At 46.8% G+C, this 18,348-nt stretch carries 12 protein-coding genes; 9 read left to right on the forward strand and 3 right to left on the reverse strand.

Translation table 11 applies throughout. The features are described 5' to 3' along the window. The first annotated feature begins 56 nt into the window (after positions 1–56). Positions 57–959, forward strand: a complete 903-nt coding sequence (gene gltC / locus ACH97_RS21655; RefSeq protein ID WP_020451722.1) for a glutamate biosynthesis transcriptional regulator GltC — start codon at positions 57–59, stop codon at positions 957–959. 156 nt (positions 960–1,115) lie between these two features. On the opposite strand, the gene ACH97_RS23565 is transcribed toward gltC, so the two are convergent. Next, entirely contained in the window at positions 1,116–1,280 is a 165-nt protein-coding gene (locus ACH97_RS23565; RefSeq protein ID WP_023855739.1) for a hypothetical protein, read from the reverse strand. A gap of 69 nt (positions 1,281–1,349) precedes the next feature. Continuing rightward, positions 1,350–3,266 carry a di-heme oxidoredictase family protein gene (locus ACH97_RS21660; protein WP_050821056.1) on the reverse strand — a complete coding sequence of 639 codons (1,917 nt, stop codon included), beginning with the start codon at positions 3,264–3,266 and terminating at the stop codon, positions 1,350–1,352. A 130-nt stretch (positions 3,267–3,396) separates the two neighbouring features. Here ACH97_RS21660 and ACH97_RS21665 point away from each other — a divergent pair, with 130 nt between their 5' ends. From ACH97_RS21665 to ACH97_RS21685, 5 genes are all read left to right on the forward strand, one after another. Next, positions 3,397–4,971, forward strand: a complete 1,575-nt coding sequence (locus ACH97_RS21665) for an alkaline phosphatase family protein (RefSeq protein ID WP_050821055.1) — start codon at positions 3,397–3,399, stop codon at positions 4,969–4,971. A 139-nt stretch (positions 4,972–5,110) separates the two neighbouring features. Beyond that, positions 5,111–5,584, forward strand: a complete 474-nt coding sequence (locus ACH97_RS21670; protein WP_048350813.1) for a MarR family winged helix-turn-helix transcriptional regulator — start codon at positions 5,111–5,113, stop codon at positions 5,582–5,584. Continuing rightward, positions 5,581–7,308, forward strand: a complete 1,728-nt coding sequence (locus ACH97_RS21675) for an ABC transporter ATP-binding protein (protein ID WP_050821054.1) — start codon at positions 5,581–5,583, stop codon at positions 7,306–7,308. Before ACH97_RS21670 ends, ACH97_RS21675 begins: the two co-directional genes overlap by 4 nt. After that, positions 7,305–9,128 carry an ABC transporter ATP-binding protein gene (locus ACH97_RS21680; protein WP_020451727.1) on the forward strand — a complete coding sequence of 608 codons (1,824 nt, stop codon included), beginning with the start codon at positions 7,305–7,307 and terminating at the stop codon, positions 9,126–9,128. Before ACH97_RS21675 ends, ACH97_RS21680 begins: the two co-directional genes overlap by 4 nt. Positions 9,129–9,364: 236 nt before the next feature. Further along, the gene (locus ACH97_RS21685) at positions 9,365–10,579 is read left to right on the forward strand and encodes a cytochrome P450 (RefSeq protein ID WP_020451728.1); all 1,215 of its coding nucleotides are present in this window, start codon (positions 9,365–9,367) and stop codon (positions 10,577–10,579) included. 46 nt (positions 10,580–10,625) lie between these two features. On the opposite strand, the gene ACH97_RS21690 is transcribed toward ACH97_RS21685, so the two are convergent. After that, a complete protein-coding gene (locus tag ACH97_RS21690) occupies positions 10,626–11,342 on the reverse strand; it encodes a 3-ketoacyl-ACP reductase (RefSeq protein ID WP_020451729.1) in 717 nt (238 codons plus the stop codon). A gap of 342 nt (positions 11,343–11,684) precedes the next feature. Here ACH97_RS21690 and ppsA point away from each other — a divergent pair, with 342 nt between their 5' ends. The 3 genes from ppsA (at position 11,685) to ACH97_RS21705 (ending at position 18,328) form a co-directional block, all read left to right on the forward strand. After that, complete coding sequence (gene ppsA, locus ACH97_RS21695; RefSeq protein ID WP_048350721.1) at positions 11,685–14,279, forward strand: phosphoenolpyruvate synthase; 2,595 nt, start codon at positions 11,685–11,687, stop codon at positions 14,277–14,279. 438 nt (positions 14,280–14,717) lie between these two features. Then, positions 14,718–16,142: an MDR family MFS transporter gene (locus ACH97_RS21700; protein ID WP_026579590.1), complete on the forward strand. Its 1,425-nt coding sequence runs from the start codon at positions 14,718–14,720 to the stop codon at positions 16,140–16,142. Positions 16,143–16,288: 146 nt separating this feature from the next. Further along, positions 16,289–18,328 carry a molybdopterin-containing oxidoreductase family protein gene (locus ACH97_RS21705; protein WP_050821053.1) on the forward strand — a complete coding sequence of 680 codons (2,040 nt, stop codon included), beginning with the start codon at positions 16,289–16,291 and terminating at the stop codon, positions 18,326–18,328. Positions 18,329–18,348 lie beyond the last annotated feature (20 nt).

Raw genomic sequence — 18,348 nt, forward strand, 5'->3', positions numbered from 1 at the left:
CAATATATAATTTAGATTAAAACTATCTCATTTTGAGATGAGCAGGTGAAACAACGATGGAATTACGCCAATTGCATTATTTTATGGAAGTTGCAGAAAGAGAGCACGTATCGGAAGCGGCCATGCACCTTCATGTCGCTCAGTCGGCGATCAGCAGGCAGATCGCCAATCTCGAAGAAGAGCTCGGTGTTGATTTGTTTGAGCGCGAAGGCCGCAATGTGAAGCTGACTCCGATCGGGAGACAGTTTTTAGACCATATTAAAACAGCGATGAAAGCGATCGATTTCGCGAAGGAACAAATCGATGAGTATTTGGACCCGAATCGCGGGACCGTTAAAATCGGTTTCCCGACAAGCCTTGCGGGCCAGTTCCTCCCGACGGTTATTTCCGCTTTTAAAGAGGAGCATCCTCATGTCGCTTTTCTTTTAAGGCAGGGATCTTATAAATTTTTAATCGAAGCGGTGAAAAACAGGGATATCGATTTGGCTTTTCTCGGTCCTGTTCCGTCAAATATCGCTGAGATTAAAGGGGACATTTTGTTTTCGGAAAGCCTTTTGGCACTCGTGCCGATCAATCATCCCCTATCAGGCCAGCAAAGCCTTCATCTCGGCGATCTCAGAAATGATCAGTATGTGCTGTTTCCAGACGGATACATCCTTCGAAAAATGGCTGTTGATGCATGCAAGCAAGTAGGATATACGCCTAAAATTTCCTCAGAGGGCGAAGATTTGGATGCGATCAAAGGGCTGGTTTCTGCTGATATGGGTGTGACGCTTTTGCCGGAAAGCGCCTTTAATGAAACGGCTCCCCGTTTTACAAAGAAGATCCCGATTGATTATCCTCAAGTAAAGCGCACAGTCGGAATCATCACCCCTAAAAACAGGGAGCTTTCCCCTTCTGCAAAAGTCTTTTATCAGTTCGTAAAGAAGTTTTTTTCTCGCCTTCAGCAATACCAATAGCCAGTATGACAACGAATTCAGCCGGGCGCAAAAGCTTGGCTGTTTTCATTTTATCATAAACAATGATTAATGTCTGAATTTTCTGTCCATTTATTCTCTGCGCATCTCTTCTATTGTAAAAAGCACATCTTATATATGTATGTTTATCCCCTTTTTTTATGCTGATTTTTCATACTGACGCCAGTTTTTTCTGTCTGGAAACGGGCTCGCCTGCACTGGCTGCAGCCTGGAACCGGCCTTTGACTCGTCAAAACCGCTGAAGTGAATGACATATTCCGTCAGCCGGATCGCGCCGTCACAAAGGACCGAAAAGGCGATCATATCGCCGCTCCCGTGATGAAGTTTTAAAAAAAGCCGCCATTCAGGCGGCTTATCGTTTCATTTTATTCCTTACTTTTTCGGCATATCGGCATGGATTAAATAATGAATCAACGCTTTTTGCTCTTGTTCGGAAAAGCCGCTTTTGGCGTCGATCCAGAATTCATGCCCTTTGCCGGTTACCCTGACCGCTTTTAAGTCGGGCGATTCCGAATTGCTTTTGACGACCTGCTGTCTTAAATCTCTGTCGATCATCGCCAGCAAACTGTTATAAGGATCCGCCTGCTTACCGTTTATGACCGTCTTTGGTAAGCCTGTCTCTTTTAATGAGCTTCCCACTGCAACCCCTCCGTCGTGCAAATAAGGAGCGCGCCAGTAAACGCCGATCAGACTCGGCACTTTGTACCCGCCTTTGGAATCTCCCTGCGCCCAGGAAAGCTTGATCTGTTCGGGGTCAAACCCGGCTGTCGGGACTTTCAGGATCTTCGGTTTGCGCGGCAGAGGCACCGGTGTGTCAGGCGAATGAATAAGGCTTTTCCCGAATATGTTTTCCGTTTTCTTAAAAGACCGGGCCCTTGTCGGCTCGGTTCCGATTTTTTCAACCGAGATGACCTTGTTGTTCGTCAAATACCGGCCGGCATGACAGGATATGCAGCCCGCTTGTTCAAAAACACGCCTGCCGCGCCTGACGGTTTGGCTGTCGGTTTTTTGCCGCGGATCAGGAGGTCTAAGTGTATTTTGCCAGGCGGATACAGCGTTGTTTTCTTCATTCACTTTTCGTCCGGGTGAGCTTACAAGTACGCCGTCGGGCGCCGCCAATGTGATGTTAGGATAGTTTGGCGGCTTGACCATTTGGTTGACGCCCGGTACTCCGGGAGTGGGATCGGCTTTTTTGAAAAACGCAGTCGGACTTTCCTTTTTTTTCGGCTGATACCTGTATGTTGAGACGGGAGCCCTTTGCAGGATCGTCCCGATATAAACATCTTCGCTCATGCCGAAAAGCGCCCGGCTTGCCGGGGCTTGCGAGAGGCTGTCCGAATTTTGCGCATGAACATTATTGCTGAACACAGTCAAGCCTTTAAAAGGACCGGCCATTGCCGAACCGCTCCAGCTGTACGGATGGTCGCCCAATGTATAGGCATCCGGAATCTGCGTGGGATTGCTTTTCATATCGATCGTCGAGTCGAAAAAACCTCTCGGCCACTTCAGGAAAATGCGATCGACCGCATCTTCGAGGCGGTCCGGATCGGGAAGGCGTTCTTTTTTGCCGTTTCTGGCAGTGATCACAGGGCTTTTATCATTCATAAATTGTTGAATATTATCAATTTCGGCATGTGTAAAATAAGCCGCTGAATTTGTCGCCAGCGCCAGCATCAGCCCTGTATTTAAATCAGAGTTTGTCACGCCTTCCATCACCTTCATCGTTTTCGGATCGACTGCCGCGTGGCAGGCCGCACAGCTGATGCCAGCTTTGATTTTTCCGTCAGCGTATTTGAAAGGCATGCCAAGCGGTGCGTATGCCCCTTTTGGAACATCAATGCCGGTGTCGATCTTCTCGCCTTTTTTAAAGATTTTCCCGCCGACCTTAACCGTTTCAGCTAATTCGATGCGCAAGTTCGTCGTCCCTTTCCCTTTCAATCCGGCAATGGCTTTCGTCATGTTGGCTGCTGTAATGGGACCGTCAAGGAGTCCGATGATATCTGTCAAAAACACTTCGTTGCCGAAAGTTTCCTTGTAAAATGTCTCCCGTCCCAAGTCGAGAAGGCGGTCATCAACCTTTACAACTCCCTCCTCTGCGGGGGCGGGCTTGTCCGGTGTAAATGCTCCCCATAGATCGTATCCGTGCACTCGTTTTTCTTTTGAGATGACTTTTTCTTTAGGAGGCATATATACATATTCCGGTTCAAGATGTCTGACCGTGATATAGCCAATTACGGCTAAAATCGCGATGATAGCAAATGCGGCTAACCATTTATGCTTATTCATCATTGACCCTCCTTTCTAATTGAATAGGATTCCCCAGAGCTGCCGTGAATCATTTAGAACGTATTACCAGCTATAACTTCCGGCGTCTCATGCCAGAATATGCATATGATGGGATTAAAGGAATGAGGCCATTTTGAAAAAGCTAAGCATTGTTCTTGCCATTTTTATATGTGCGCTAATTTCATTTATTATATGGCTGAATGCCGGGAATGAAAAATTGGGACTCCCGGATGAAGAAGCAGAGGCCGTCAAATCCTCCAAAAAACCGGTCATTGTCCTGATCATCGACTCTTTGATGGATCAGCCTTTGAAAAAAGCGATTCAAGCAGGCCGCGCCCCGGCATTAAAATTCTTTCTTGAAAACGGTCATTATGAACCTGAAGTGGTAAACGCGTATCCGACCATGTCGGTCTCGATTGACAGCACCCTGCTCACCGGAACTTATCCGAATATCCACCGCGTTCCCGGGCTCGTCTGGTATGATCAGGATGAACAGAGAATCGTGAATTACGGGAGCGATAAAAAAGAAATCGCCACACTCGGCATCAAACAAACGATCGAAGACGGGATATTTTCTCTTAATCACCGCCATTTAAGCCGGAAGGTGACAACGGTCCATGATGATTTGCAAGTGCGAGGAAAACAGTCGGCATCCATCAACGGGCTCATATACAGAGGGCCTGACCGCCGCGAATTAAATATCCCGCCCCCGCTCAAAAAGCTTAAATTGATGCCTGAACATATGATGGTAAACGGGCCGGCTCTTTTTTCGTTCGGCCGCTTTGCCCAGCTCGATCCCGATAACCCCCACCACCATATTTGGCAAAGTTATGGCGTTAACGACAAGTTCACAGCACAGGAAGTGGCCTATTTAATTAAAAAGAGGAAGCTTCCTGCGCTGACTGTCGCCTACTTGCCCGATTTTGACCATGATGCACACAAAAAAGGCCCGATGGATATGAAAGGCCTCGAAAAAATGGACCAGCAGCTGCAGCGTATATTGAATGCATATGATTCTTGGCGCGATGCGGCCGAAAAAGCGGTATGGGTCGTCATGGGTGATGGCGGGCAGACAGCGATCGGACGCGATAAAGACAAGGCCGCCATCCGGCTTCATTCGCTTTTTAAAGGATACCGGATCGCTAAAATAAACGAAGCCCCCGATCGAAACGCCCAGCTTCTTTTTGCAGTAAACGACAGAATGGCATACATTTATGTCACGGATCGAAACATGCCGCTGCAAGGTGCCGTCAATGAATTGAAAAAAGACGAACGAATCGCTTTCACAGCGTGGAAAAAAAGCGGCTGGATATATGTTGATTCGAAGCGTTCTTTAAAACCGCTTCGGTTTCGTCCAAAAGGCGGCTATCAAGATCCTTACGGGCAGTCATGGACGATCAGCGGAGATTTTTCTTTATTGGACATTAAAGCAGACGGCGTCTCGATCCAATACGGCGATTACCCGGATGCTCTTGCCCGCCTGTACAGCGCCATGCATTCGCATCGCGGACAGTTTGTGATCGCCGACGCGAAACCCGGGTTCCAATTTGCCGGCAAAAAGTCTCCCCTCCATTTTGGCGGAGGCGGCCATGGCTCACTTTATAAAACGGATAGCTTGGCTCCGATGATCATCGTCGGTTCGGAAAAAGTTCCGGAACATCTTCGCCACCTTGAAATGAAAGATTTTTTTATGAAGCTTGTACAATGACCCGGTCATGTCATCAATGATCGGGTTTTTTCTTTTTTATAAGTTTCTTCTTTGACAATCTTTTGTTGTTCTATGTATGATAATACCGTGTTTTAGTTTATTTACTTAATTAATTAAAATGGAGAAGCAGGTGCTTTTTATGAAACAAGATAAAGTCAGCCGCAAGACCGTTGTGCAGTTGATCGAAGCTTTCAACCGGCTGCGGTATGCGGAAATGAAGCAGTCTTTTCCTGCAGTTGAATGGAAAAAGACTGAGGCAAAAGCGCTGATGTTTTTAAATGAAGCAAGCGGTGAAGGCAAAATGGCATCCGAAATCAGCCGCGCTCTGCATGTCACCTCCCCTTTCGTCACGCAGATGTTGAACAGAATGGAAAAAAAAGGGTTCGTTTTTCGGCGCATGGATGAGGATGACAGGAGGATCGTCCGGATTTTTTTAACCGATGAAGGAAAAAAAGCGGCGGACGATGCGCTTAAAGGGCTGAACCGGTGGTTCCTGCAGCTCACTCGGTTTCTGGGCGAGGATGAAAGCAGGCAGTTCGCCGATTTGATTCATAAGTTATCCGAGTTTATCGAACACGGAGAAAAAACAAGTGAAAAGAAGGTTGAAAAATGATCTCACTCTTAAAATATTTAAAGCCTTATAAGCTGCAAGTGATTCTTGTCGCTGTTTTTACTTTGCTGAGCAGTGTGCTTGAGCTTTATTTGCCGACGTTAATGGCAGATGTCGTTGATGTCGGAATCGTGAACGGCGACATGCCATTCATATTGAGAACCGGCGGCTGGATGATCGCCTGCTCCCTTCTGGCCATCATCATGACTGTCGGAAAAGCGTTTTTCGCTTCGAAAACAGCCCTCGGCTTTGGAAGGAATATCAGGCGCAAGCTGTTTGTCAAAGTTGAACACTATTCAATGGATGAATTCGGAAAAATCGGTTCTGCTTCTCTCATTACCCGTACCACAAATGATGTCAAGCAAGTCCAGGATGTACTCAACATGATGCTTTCATTGATGACAAGAGCGCCGTTAATGCTGGTCGGCGGTATTGTGCTTGCCGTGTCCAGAGATGCCAAGCTGTCGATTATATTTCTGGCCGCTCTCCCGATCCTTGCGGGGCTGATTTTTCTCATTACAAGAAAAGCTGTTCCCTTATTCGGCGTTCTTCAAAAAAAGACGGATCGTCTCAACCTTGTTCTCAGGGAAGGTTTGACTGGAGTTCGCGTCGTTCGCGCCTTTAACCGAGTTGATCAAGAAAAAGCCCGTTTTCAAAAGGCAAACGAAGAGTTTCGCGATACAGGCATCGCCGTCAACAGAATCATGGCTTTTCTATTCCCTGTCATGATGATTATGATGAATTTCACGAACATCGCGATTATCTGGTTCGGAGGCATCCGCATCGATCAAGGCAGCATGCAGGTCGGGAACTTAATGGCTTTCCTTCAATATGCATCCATGATTCTAATCGCGCTGATCATGCTTGCGATGACATTCGTAATGATCCCAAGGGCTCAGGCATCTGCCGACCGCATTAACGAAGTGCTGTTAACAGTGCCTTCGATTACCGATCCGAAAGAGCCGCAGAAAGACAGCGGCTTGCGCGGTTATGTGGAATTTCAAGATGTGACTTTTCGTTATGCCGGAGCTGAAAAGCCCGTTCTCGAAAATATTACGTTCAAGGCAAAACCGGGTGAAACGACTGCGATCATCGGCAGCACAGGGGCCGGAAAAACGACGATTCTTCAATTGATCCCGAGATTTTTCGATATTGAAAAAGGGTCTGTGCTTGTCAACGGAACAGATGTCAGAAAGATGGCGCAAAAGGAGCTTCGCGCGAAAATCGGCTATGTCCCGCAAAAAGCTTCAATATTCAGCGGGACGATCAAGGACAATATCCGATTTGGCAAAGAAGATGCAACAGATGAAGAAATTTTGGAAGCACTTGAAACGGCACAGGCTGCCGAGTTTGTGGAAGGCAAGGAAAATGGAATTGAATCTGATATCGAGCAGGCCGGAGCCAACCTTTCAGGCGGCCAGAAACAGCGGCTTTCCATCGCCCGGGCATTGGTCAGAAAACCGGAAATTTATTTATTTGACGACAGCTTTTCGGCGCTTGATTACAAAACGGATCAAAAGCTGAGAAAAGCGCTTCAGAAAACCACCGCTGATGCCGCCGTCATTATTGTTGCCCAAAGGGTAAGCACGATTACAGATGCGGACCAAATCATCGTATTAAATGAAGGAAAAATAGCCGGTATCGGCACCCATCAACAATTGCTTGCTGAAAATGGAATTTACCAGGAAATTGTGGCATCACAGCAGGCCGAGGAGGAAAGCGCATGAGCCAACAACAAAAGCATCACGGCTCGATACCAAAAGGAATGCACGAGACAAAACCGAAAGAATTTAAAAAGACCCTCTTGAGATTGGCCCGCTATTTAAAACCGCGGACCTTCCAGCTGGTGCTCGTTGTCTGTGCTGCAATATTGGCGACGTTGTTTAATGTCATCAGTCCAAAACTTCTCGGAGATGCGACCTCTTCCCTTTTCGCAAGCTTTACAGAAGGCACCGGTGTTCAATTCGGCTTTCTCGGCCGGATCACGATGATCCTGGCAGGACTGTATCTGCTTTCTGCTTTCTTTACGTTCTTGCAGCAATACCTGATGGCCGGCGTAGCCCAGAAAACGATATACGAAATGCGCCAGGAAGTGAATGAAAAGCTGACGCGGCTCCCTTTAAAGTACTATGACAAGCATTCGCATGGCGATACGCTCAGCCGCGCCGTCAATGATATTGACAATATTAATACGTCACTGCAGCAGGCGCTGACGCAAATGATTACGTCTGTCATTACGATAGTCGGAATCATCGTCATGATGCTCCTGATCAGCCCTGTGCTGACACTCGTCGTCTTCATCACGGTTCCGCTCAGCATGCTCGCTGTCCGATTTATCGCCTCATTTTCGCAGAAACACTTCGGCACGCAGCAGAAAGAACTCGGCGACATCAACGGACACGTTGAAGAGATGTTTACAGGGCACCAGGAAGTAAAGGCATTCGGTCATGAAGAAAAAGCGATTCAGCAATTCGATGAAGTGAATGAGCGTCTTTACCAGTCAGGCTGGAAAGCGCAGTTTATTTCAGGTCTGATGATGCCGATCATGACATTCATCGGCAACCTCGGCTATGTGTTTGTCAGCATAACCGGCGGTATTTTCGTTCTTAACGGCACCCTCTTAATCGGAGGCGTGCAGGCTTTTATCCAATACACGCAGCAATTTTCCCAGCCGCTCGTTCAAGCTGCCGGAATCGCGAATACAATCCAATCGGCAATCGCATCCGCCGAAAGGGTGTTCAGTCTTTTAGACGAAGACGAGGAAACCGAGGAGACGCCGGCTTCCATCGATACCGGCGCATTAAAAGGCGATGTATCGTTTGAGCGTGTCGCCTTCGGCTATGATAAAAACGTTCCGGTCATCCGCGATTTAAGCCTCCATGCCAAAGAAGGCCAGACAATTGCGATCGTCGGACCGACTGGTGCAGGAAAAACGACGATCATCAATTTGCTGATGCGATTTTATGAATTAAACAAAGGCAGCATCAAGGTCGGCGGCACTGACATCAGCGAACTGTCGCGCGAACAGGCCAGAAGCATGTTTGCGATGGTTTTGCAGGACACATGGCTGTTCAACGGCACCATCCGCGAAAACATCGCCTACGGACGTGATGGCGCAACAGATGAAGACATCATCAGGGCGGCAAAAGCCGCCTATGCCGACGATTTTATCCGTACCTTGCCGGACGGCTATGATACGGTACTGGGCGAAGATGCCCAAAACATCTCGCAAGGGCAGCGGCAGCTCCTCACGATCGCGAGAGCCATTTTAGCCGATCCGAAGATTTTAATATTGGATGAAGCGACAAGCAGTGTCGACACCCGGACGGAAATGAATATTCAAAAAGCGATGAACAAACTGATGGCTAACCGCACGAGTTTTGTCATCGCCCACCGTCTTTCTACCATTAAAGATGCCGACCTGATTCTTGTGATGAAAAACGGAGATATTATTGAAAAAGGCAGCCATGAAGAGCTTCTCCGCGAGAACGGTTTTTACGCCGATTTGTATAACAGCCAGTTCTCCCGGGAAGAAGCCGTCAGCTGAAAGATCGAGGCCGTACCTGATCAGGTGCGGCCTCGTTTTTTTCATCCATCTCTGAGCTGATGTTCCCGGTGTTGTGAGCATACCTCGCCTTTTTTCCTTTTTTAGATCCGATACTTTTGGCCAATTGACAATTTTTTCATGATATGTCCGTTGAAACCGTTGTAAAAATAGTGATAACGTAAAGATTGAACCGGTTCATCATGTATAAACGATTCATGTTAAAGGAGAGAGTTGACGTGGCAAATTCAAATTCACTTCAATCAAGCAAGCACTATGCCAATTGGATTCCGATGAAAGAAATCAGCTCCAGTAATGACCGGCTGTTTCCGTTCCCGATTTATAACCGGATCAGAAAGACGTCTCCTGTGCGTTACGATGATGAGCGAAAATGCTGGGATATCTTTTCGTATGAAGACGTTCAATTCGTGTTAAAAAACCCGAAGCTTTTCTCTTCAAAACGCGGCGGTAATATGGAAGGAAAAAGCATATTAACAATGGACCCGCCGAAACACACAAAAATGAGGGCCATCGTTAATAAAGCTTTTACGCCGAAAGCGGTGAAAGAGCTTGAGCCGCATATCGAAGAAGTGACGGCTTTTTTATTTAACGAAGCGAAACAGAAGGATTTGTTTGATGTGGTGGATGACTTGGCTGCTCCCCTTCCGGTCATTATCATTGCTGAACTTTTGGGCGTTCCGGCTGAAGACCGCCTCATGTTTAAACATTATTCAGACATCCTTGTCGCAGGTGCGGAAGACCGCTCGGCTGAAGCCGCTGAACAGATGTACAAACGCCGTGAAGAAGGCAATCGGTTTTTGGCGGATTATTTTAAAAACATTATCAAGCAGCGCAAAAAAGAGCCAAAAGACGACCTGATTTCGCTTTTGCTACGGGCAGAAGTTGACGGCAAGTCGCTGACAGAAGAAGAACTGCTGAATTTTTGCATCATTCTTTTGGTCGCAGGCAACGAAACGACAACTAACCTGATCGCAAACAGCGTCCGCTATCTCACCGAAGACAAAGCCACACAGGAAGCCGTAAGGCAAGATTTGTCCCTCGTTCCTGTTTTTGTTGAAGAAACACTGCGGTATTATCCGCCCGTGCAAGCAATCGGCCGCACGGCGGCTGAAGACCTTGACATCAAAGGCGTGCGGATTGCAAAAGGTTCCACGGTGATCAACTGGGTCGCTTCAGCGAACCGTGACGAACTGAAATTTGACGACCCTGACAGCTTTAAGCTTGATCGTAAATCAAACCCTCATATGAGCTTCGGCTTCGGCATCCACTTTTGTCTCGGTGCTCCCCTTGCCCGGCTTGAAGCGAAAGTCGCACTCGATTACTTGCTGCGGCATGCATCCGTGGAAAAGGACAGCTCAGAGGAGCTTGAAGCGATTCAAAGTCCGTTTGTCTTCGGCGTCCGTCATCTCCCCGTACGCCTTTCGCAAAAATAGCACGAAAAAAGGACAGGCTGTTTCAAGCCTGTCCTTTCCTGATTGTTTAAGGGTTTGTAGACCACATGCCCGCTGATTTAATAAAAATGCGCGGATGCAGTTTAAGTTGGGCAACCATGTATTCCGCCAGATCTTCAGGCTGCATGACGCGTTCCGGATTGCCGTCTGTTAATTTGGAGTCGATTGCCAAGTCCGTCGCAACCGTGCTCGGTGTAAGAGCACTCACGCGGATATTGTGCTTTCTGACTTCCTGCATCAGCGATTCGGTCAGTCCGAGTACCGCGAACTTAGACGCGCTGTAGGCGCTTGTCCCGGCTGCTCCTCTTTGGCCTGCTGTAGAAGAAATATTAATAATATCGCCGGCTTTTCTTTCGATCATTTCAGGCAGAACGGCGCGTGTTACATTATAAACTCCCATCAGATTCACCTGGACAATATTTTCCCACTCCTCGGGGGATTGCTCAAGAAATCCTGCAAACCCGCCGATCCCGGCATTGTTAATGAGAATGTCGATTTGTCCAAGCTCTCCTTTTACGGATTGGACTGCACGTTCTACAGCTGTTAAATCCTTTACGTCAGCTGCGGCTACAGATACTTTTACGCCGAACGCCTTTAATTCCTCTGCTGCTTTTTCAAGATTCGCAGCTGTACGGCCGATAAGGCCGATATGTACGCCTTCTTTTGCAAGGGCAATCGCTGTTGCGCGACCGATCCCTCTTCCCCCTCCTGTAATCAGAGCGGTTTTGTTTTGTAAAGATTGCATATGAAAAACTTCCTTTCTATATGTATCACACGTTTAAATTATAGGAAAATAAACTACGTTTTTGCAAATATGACGACTTGCGAAGAATAAACCGCCTGCGCAGCTGGCATCTTCCGCGAACCGACCGGATTAAATCGGCCATCGTTATATTCGATTGCATGAAGAAACAAAAAAAGAACCATGGTTTTACCAGGTTCTTTTAATATTGCATAAAAACAGACGCAATGATATAATCAGATCACGCACGTTTAAAATTAAATGTCATAGATATCCCATCTTACATTTTAAGTCTACCATATCAGAAAGCTCTTGTCAAATTTTTTTTCGAAGGAGAGATGCAGAATGAGTCATTTCGTTCTCGGTTTTCATGAAATGGAAAAAACACAGCTTTTGCTTGTCGGGGGAAAAGGGTTAAATTTAGGGGAATTATCAAAAATTCAAGGAATACAAGTACCAGAAGGCTTTTGCGTCACGACAGCAGGATTTCAAAAAGCCGTCAAGGGAAACGAAACGTTCCAAGCGTTGCTGGCTCAACTGGCCATGCTAAAAGTTGAGGATCGGGATCAAATTAGTGACATCAGCAGGAAGATTCGGCAAATCATTATGGAAGCAGAAATTCCTGCTGATGTTGTGAAAGCAGTTGCTCACTATCTCTCTCAATTTGGCGAGAAACATGCTTATGCAGTGCGTTCTAGCGCGACTGCCGAGGATTTGCCGCATGCTTCTTTTGCGGGTCAACAAGATACCTATTTAAATGTTATCGGCAAGGATGCGATCTTGCAGCATATCAGCAAATGCTGGGCTTCCCTGTTTACGGAGCGCGCGGTCATCTACCGTATGCAGAATGGATTCGATCACAGGCAAGTTTATTTATCCGTTATCATTCAAAAGATGGTTTTCCCGCATGCTTCAGGGATTTTATTTACCGCTGATCCGATGACTTCCAACCGGAAACTGCTTTCAATCGATGCCGGTTTTGGACTTGGAGAAGCTCTGGTCTCCGGCTTGGTCTCTGCCGATTGTTATAAAGTGCAAAACGGACAAATCGCCGATAAGAGAATAGCGGCCAAGAAATTGGCGATTTATGGACGAGCACAAGGCGGAACAGAGACAAAGCAGATCGATCCTGATCAGCAGATGTCTCAAGCACTCACTGATGGGCAAATTTTACAGCTGGCACGTATCGGAAGACAGATCGAAGCTCATTTCGGCCAGCCGCAAGATATCGAATGGTGTTTGGCTGATGATACATTTTATATTGTTCAGAGCCGGCCGATCACGACTTTATTCCCGATCCCTGAAGCGAATGATCAAGAAAATCACGTCTATCTATCTGTTGGTCATCAGCAAATGATGACTGATCCCATTAAACCGTTGGGATTGTCTTTTTATCTGTTAATTACTCCTGCACCTATGCGTAAAGCCGGCGGGAGATTGTTTGTTGATGTTGCGCCTAGGCTGACGACACGTGCCGGCCGGGAAGCTTTATTAAACACCGTGGGAGCAGATCCGCTTACAAAAGACGCACTCATGACCGTAATCGAGCGAGATTTTATAAAATTGATGCCAAATGATCAAACAGCACCGATTCCGGGCAACGGTCAAACAGATATGCCGGTGCAATTCGAGAACGATCCGACAATCGTTTCTGATTTGATGAAGCGCAATCAAACATCGATCGAAGAGTTAAAGCAAAACATCCAAGCGAAATCGGGATCGGACTTGTTTGATTTTATACTGGAAGATATCCAGCAATTAAAGAAGATCGTATTTGACCCGCAAAGTACGGCTGTGTTTATGGCTGCTATAAATGCGACAACATGGATCAATGAAAACATGAACAAGTGGCTAGGCGAAAAAAACGCCGCTGATACCCTTTCTCAATCTGTACCGGGCAATATTACTTCGGAAATGGGTCTGGAGCTGATGGATGTCGCGGATGTGATTCGCCCTTATCCAGAAGTGATTGATTATTTGCAGCATGCAAAAGAAGATAACTTTCTCGATGAACTGGTTAAGTTTGATGGTGGAAAGGAAATTCAAGACGCTATTTATGATTATCTCAGCAAATACGGAATGCGGTGTCCCGGAGAAATTGATATTACAAGACCTCGCTGGAGTGAAAAACCAATTACACTTGTCCCCATGATTCTTAGTCATATCAAAAACTTCGAGCCTAACGCCGGCAATCGAAAGTTTGAGCAAGGGCTGCGGGCTGCTTTGGAAAAAGAACAAGAGTTAATTGATCGATTGAAGCAATTGCCGGATGGTGAACAAAAAGCTAAAGAAACAAAACGAATGATCGATCTCATCCGGAATTTCATCGGCTACCGGGAATATCCAAAATACGGCATAGTCAGTCGCTACTTCGTATATAAGCAGGCATTGCTGAAAGAAGCCGAACAACTCGTACAAGCGGGCGTTATTCATGAAAAAGAAGATATATACTACCTCACTTTTGAAGAGCTTTACGAAGTCGCACGCACAAAAAAAATAGATAACCAGATCATCAGCAAACGGAAAGACGAGTACAAATTATATGAAAAACTAACTCCACCGCGTGTGATCACGTCTGATGGCGAAATCATTACAAGTGCGTACAAACGAGAAAATTTGCCGCCTAATGCGATTGCAGGCCTGCCTGTTTCTTCCGGAGTGATAGAAGGAAGAGCACGTGTCATTTTAAACATGGAAAATGCCGATCTGGAAGATGGAGATATATTAGTCACCTCCTTTACAGACCCAGGCTGGACACCATTATTTGTATCCATAAAAGGCCTGGTCACCGAAGTCGGCGGATTGATGACCCACGGAGCAGTGATCGCACGCGAATATGGCCTGCCGGCAGTCGTCGGAGTGGAGAATGCGACTGGGCTGATAAAAGATGGGCAACAAATTCGCGTGCATGGCACAGAGGGATATATCGAAATATTGTAATGGTGTCTGTTGCCCAAATAAATACGGGAGTCGACAGTGCATTTAAAAGAACTCTTCAGATTTAGTATCTATCAGGGAAAGGATCCGGAGATAAATTTCTTCAGTCAGAACAGCTGCCAGCAATACAGGTAAATTATACCTGTAATAATCGGCTGATTTGACTGAAAAGATGATCTATGTCCTTCCCTCCCTGTCTTTTCATAATCATCCATACGTTAACTTCAAAAGATGAACCTGACAATTTTATTGTAAATATGGGTGAAACCGAGTATACTCATATAGTTGCCAATCATGAAGAAAAACAATGAACGGCGGTGGAGACACGTTATTATATAAGATGAAAAACGAAAGAAACAAATTGGGACTCCAGATATTCGGGAATCCTACATATCATTTGTCGTCATGTTTTTGGGTAAATTGTATTACAGGAGGTTTGATATGGAGAAAAAGTTTAATTCCAAAGCAATATTAGTCACCTTCATGATTGGTGCATTTTTTGCAATATTAAACGAAACGCTGTTGAACATCGCATTAACAGAGCTGATGGAAGTCTTTCACGTTGATGCCCCGACTGTTCAATGGCTGGCAACCGGATTTATGCTTGTCATGGGTGTTTTAATGCCTATTTCCGCTTTACTGATTCAATGGTTCACGACAAGACAGATGTTTATCGGCGTCATGTCGATTTTTTTAGTCGGAACCATCATAGCCGCTTGTGCAGTGAATTTTCCGATGCTCTTGACGGGGCGCATGATTCAGGCGGTCGGTACAGGTCTCTTGATCCCTATTATTATGAACGCACTCTTGCTCATTTATCGGCCTGAAGTCCGCGGGAAAATCATGGGGACGTTCGGTTTGGTCATCATGTTTGCTCCGGCGATCGGCCCCACTCTTTCGGGCGTCATTGTTGACATCCTCGGCTGGCGCTGGCTGTTTATTATCGTCATCCCTTTTGCAGTATTTTCAATCTTGTTTGCGGTGAAGTATTTGCAAAATGTCGGAGAAGCGACGCGCCCGCGGGCTGATTTTTTATCGATCGTTCTCTCAACCATCGGGATCGGCGGAATCGTATACGGATTCAGCAGTGCCGGAGAGGCTCCGGAAGGGTTTCAGTCCCCTCTGATCATCGGTGTAATCATCGTCAGCCTGATCAGTATCGTGTTGTTCGTGCTTCGTCAGCTGAAGCTTGAACAACCGTTGCTCGATGTGCGTGTGTTCGCCTATAAAAATTACACGCGCGGGGTCTGCCTATTTGTGATTGTCATTATGGCGATGTTCGCTTCCGAAATCGTGATGCCGATGTATTTGCAAGGACCGCTTGGTTTTACAGCCAAAGCAGCAGGGCTTTTACTTTTGCCCGGGGCCTTGCTAAACGGTCTCATGTCACCGGCCATGGGCGCTTTATTCGATAAGTTCGGGCCGAGAAAACTCATCATTCCGGGTACGATCGTTCTCGTCGGCGTGATGTTTTTCTTCAGTAGGATCAATCCTTCGGTGCCGGTCTGGGCGTTTATTATTGTGTACATCATCTTGATGCTGTCGATCTCAGCCATCATGATGCCTGCGCAGACGAATGCATTAAACGAATTGCCGAAACATTTATATCCTCATGGAACGGCAATCGCCAACACGCTTCAGCCTGTTGCAGGCGCACTCGGTGTTTCGGTGTTCGTCAGCATCATGAGCCAAGGCCAGAAAAGCTATCTTGCCGGACAAGAAGCCGCAAGCCCACAAATCGTGCATGAAGCGATGACTCACGGTGTTCACCATGCCTACTGGTTTGCGCTTGCTTTATGCTGTATCGCTTTCTTTACCGCTTTATTTATTAAAAAAGCGGTCGCGCCTGATTTTGATAAAGAATAAACAAAAACTTAAAGGATGTCCTTCCAGGGGCATCCTTTTTTATCGTTGTTCTGCCGCGATTCTTTCGGCTCTTATTTTCAGAATTGACGAGATTTTGTGATATAATGCTAGAATCATATTCATTTTATCGGAAAGGAACGGATTCCATGGAGTCATTTGTTGATCAAAAAGACGGGATTTTCAAATCCGTATGTTCGCTCGACTGCCCGGATCAATGCGGGCTGCTCGTTCATAAAAAAGACGGAAAAATCGTTAAAATACAAGGCGACCCGGACCATCCGGTCACACAGGGCAATATTTGCAATAAAGTCCGCAATATGACGGAGCGTATTTATGATCCCAAACGGCTGAAAACTCCGCTGAAACGGACGGGTCCAAAAGGTGACGGGATTTTTGAACCGATCAGCTGGGATGAAGCAATTGAAACGATTCGCTCCCGCTGGCAGTCGCTCATTGAACAGGAAGGCCCCGAAAGCATTCTGCCCTACAGCTTTTACGGCAATATGGGGAATTTGACGGCTGAAGGAATGGACAGGCGCTTTTTTCACCGCCTCGGGTCGAGCCAGCTTGACCGGGCGATTTGCACTCCTGCCGGTTCTGTCGGCTATAAATACACGATGGGCGGAAGCATCGGCACAGACCCTGAAGATACAACGGAAACAAAACTGTTTATCTTTTGGGGAATCAATGCAGTCTCAACCAACATGCATCAAATCACTATTGCTCAAAAAGCCCGGAAAAACGGTGCTAAAATCGTTGTGATCGACGTTCATAAAAATCAGACCGGGCGGATGGCGGATTGGTTTATTCCGATTCGTCCCGGCACGGACAGCGCGCTTGCGCTTGGCATTATGCATGTCTTATTCGAGGAAAATTTGGCTGATGAACCATTTCTGAAAGAATTTACAGTCGGCCATGAAGAGCTCCGTCGCCATGTACTGCAATACGATCCCGCCACTGTAGAGGCAATCACCGGCGTATCCCGGAATGATATTGTCGAGCTCGCCCGCTTGTACGGCCGCACCTCCCCTTCCCTGATCCGGATCGGCAACGGTCTTCAGCATCATGACAATGGAGGAATGATTGTTCGCACCATCGCGTGCCTCCCTGCGATCACGGGCCAGTGGACGAAAAAAGGAGGCGGAGCGATCAAAGGCAACACGGCATTTTTGGCCTATAATACAAAAGCTTTGCAGCGTCCCGATTTACTAAAAGGCAGAACGCCGAGAGTCATCAACATGAATCAGCTCGGCAAAGCTCTCCTAGAAACCGAGCCTCCGATCCGTTCGCTGTTTGTGTACAGCAGCAATCCGGCCGTCGTCGCGCCGGAGGCGAACAAAGTCAGGAAAGGGCTTGAGCGCGAAGATTTATTCACGGTTGTTCACGATTTATTCCTGACGGAAACGGCACGGTATGCCGATATCGTCCTGCCGGCTTCTTCCGCTTTCGAAAATACGGATTTCTATACATCATATTGGCACCATTATGCGCAAATTCAGCAGCCTGTTATTGAAAAATACGGTGAGAGCAAGTCAAATACAGAAGTATTCAGACTTTTGGCTGAGGCGCTGGGCTTTGATGATGAACCGCTGAAAGATTCCGACGAAGAGATGATCAGACAGGCGCTTGACTACCCTGATAATCCGTGGCTCGACGGCATTGACTACGACAGCCTGACTGAAAAGCATTTTGTCAAAGCCAATCGGAAAACGATTTTTCCTGATAAACTGCCAACGCCCAGCGGAAAAATTGAATTGTACTCAAAACTGATGGAACAGCACGGCTATCCGGGCCTGCCGACTCATACCCCGCTTGTTGAAACTGACAAGTATCCGTTTTTATTTGTACCCGGACCGAATCATAATTTTTTAAATTCGACCTTTTCAAACAATGAAAAGCATATCAAATTAGAAAAGGAGCCGAAACTTCACTTAAATAGAAAGGATGCCGAAGAAAAAGGCATCGAAAACGGAGATTTGGTGAAGGTTTGGAATGACCGCGGATCATGTATCCTGCCCGCTGCGGTCGGAGAACACGTCCTTCCGGGTGTGGCCGTCAGCCAAGGATTATGGGCGGATGCAGATGGGAAGCATTATCTCGTCAATGCGCTGACGCCTGATCGATTAGCTGATATGGGCGGTGGAGCAACTTTCTTTTCCGGAAGAGTTCAAATTGAAAAAATATGAACGTGTACAAAAGACCGGTT

Source organism: Bacillus paralicheniformis, assembly GCF_001042485.2.
Lineage (GTDB): Bacteria > Bacillota > Bacilli > Bacillales > Bacillaceae > Bacillus > Bacillus paralicheniformis.

Bases quoted from the DNA above. Each gene is read 5' to 3' on its own strand.
- gltC (WP_020451722.1), top strand. From the start codon at position 57: ATGGAATTACGCCAATTGCATTATTTTATGGAAGTTGCAGAAAGAGAG.
- ACH97_RS23565 (WP_023855739.1), bottom strand. From the start codon at position 1,280: ATGATCGCCTTTTCGGTCCTTTGTGACGGCGCGATCCGGCTGACGGAA.
- ACH97_RS21660 (WP_050821056.1), bottom strand. From the start codon at position 3,266: ATGATGAATAAGCATAAATGGTTAGCCGCATTTGCTATCATCGCGATT.
- ACH97_RS21670 (WP_048350813.1), top strand. From the start codon at position 5,111: ATGAAACAAGATAAAGTCAGCCGCAAGACCGTTGTGCAGTTGATCGAA.
- ACH97_RS21675 (WP_050821054.1), top strand. From the start codon at position 5,581: ATGATCTCACTCTTAAAATATTTAAAGCCTTATAAGCTGCAAGTGATT.
- ACH97_RS21680 (WP_020451727.1), top strand. From the start codon at position 7,305: ATGAGCCAACAACAAAAGCATCACGGCTCGATACCAAAAGGAATGCAC.
- ACH97_RS21690 (WP_020451729.1), bottom strand. From the start codon at position 11,342: ATGCAATCTTTACAAAACAAAACCGCTCTGATTACAGGAGGGGGAAGA.
- ppsA (WP_048350721.1), top strand. From the start codon at position 11,685: ATGAGTCATTTCGTTCTCGGTTTTCATGAAATGGAAAAAACACAGCTT.
- ACH97_RS21700 (WP_026579590.1), top strand. From the start codon at position 14,718: ATGGAGAAAAAGTTTAATTCCAAAGCAATATTAGTCACCTTCATGATT.
- ACH97_RS21705 (WP_050821053.1), top strand. From the start codon at position 16,289: ATGGAGTCATTTGTTGATCAAAAAGACGGGATTTTCAAATCCGTATGT.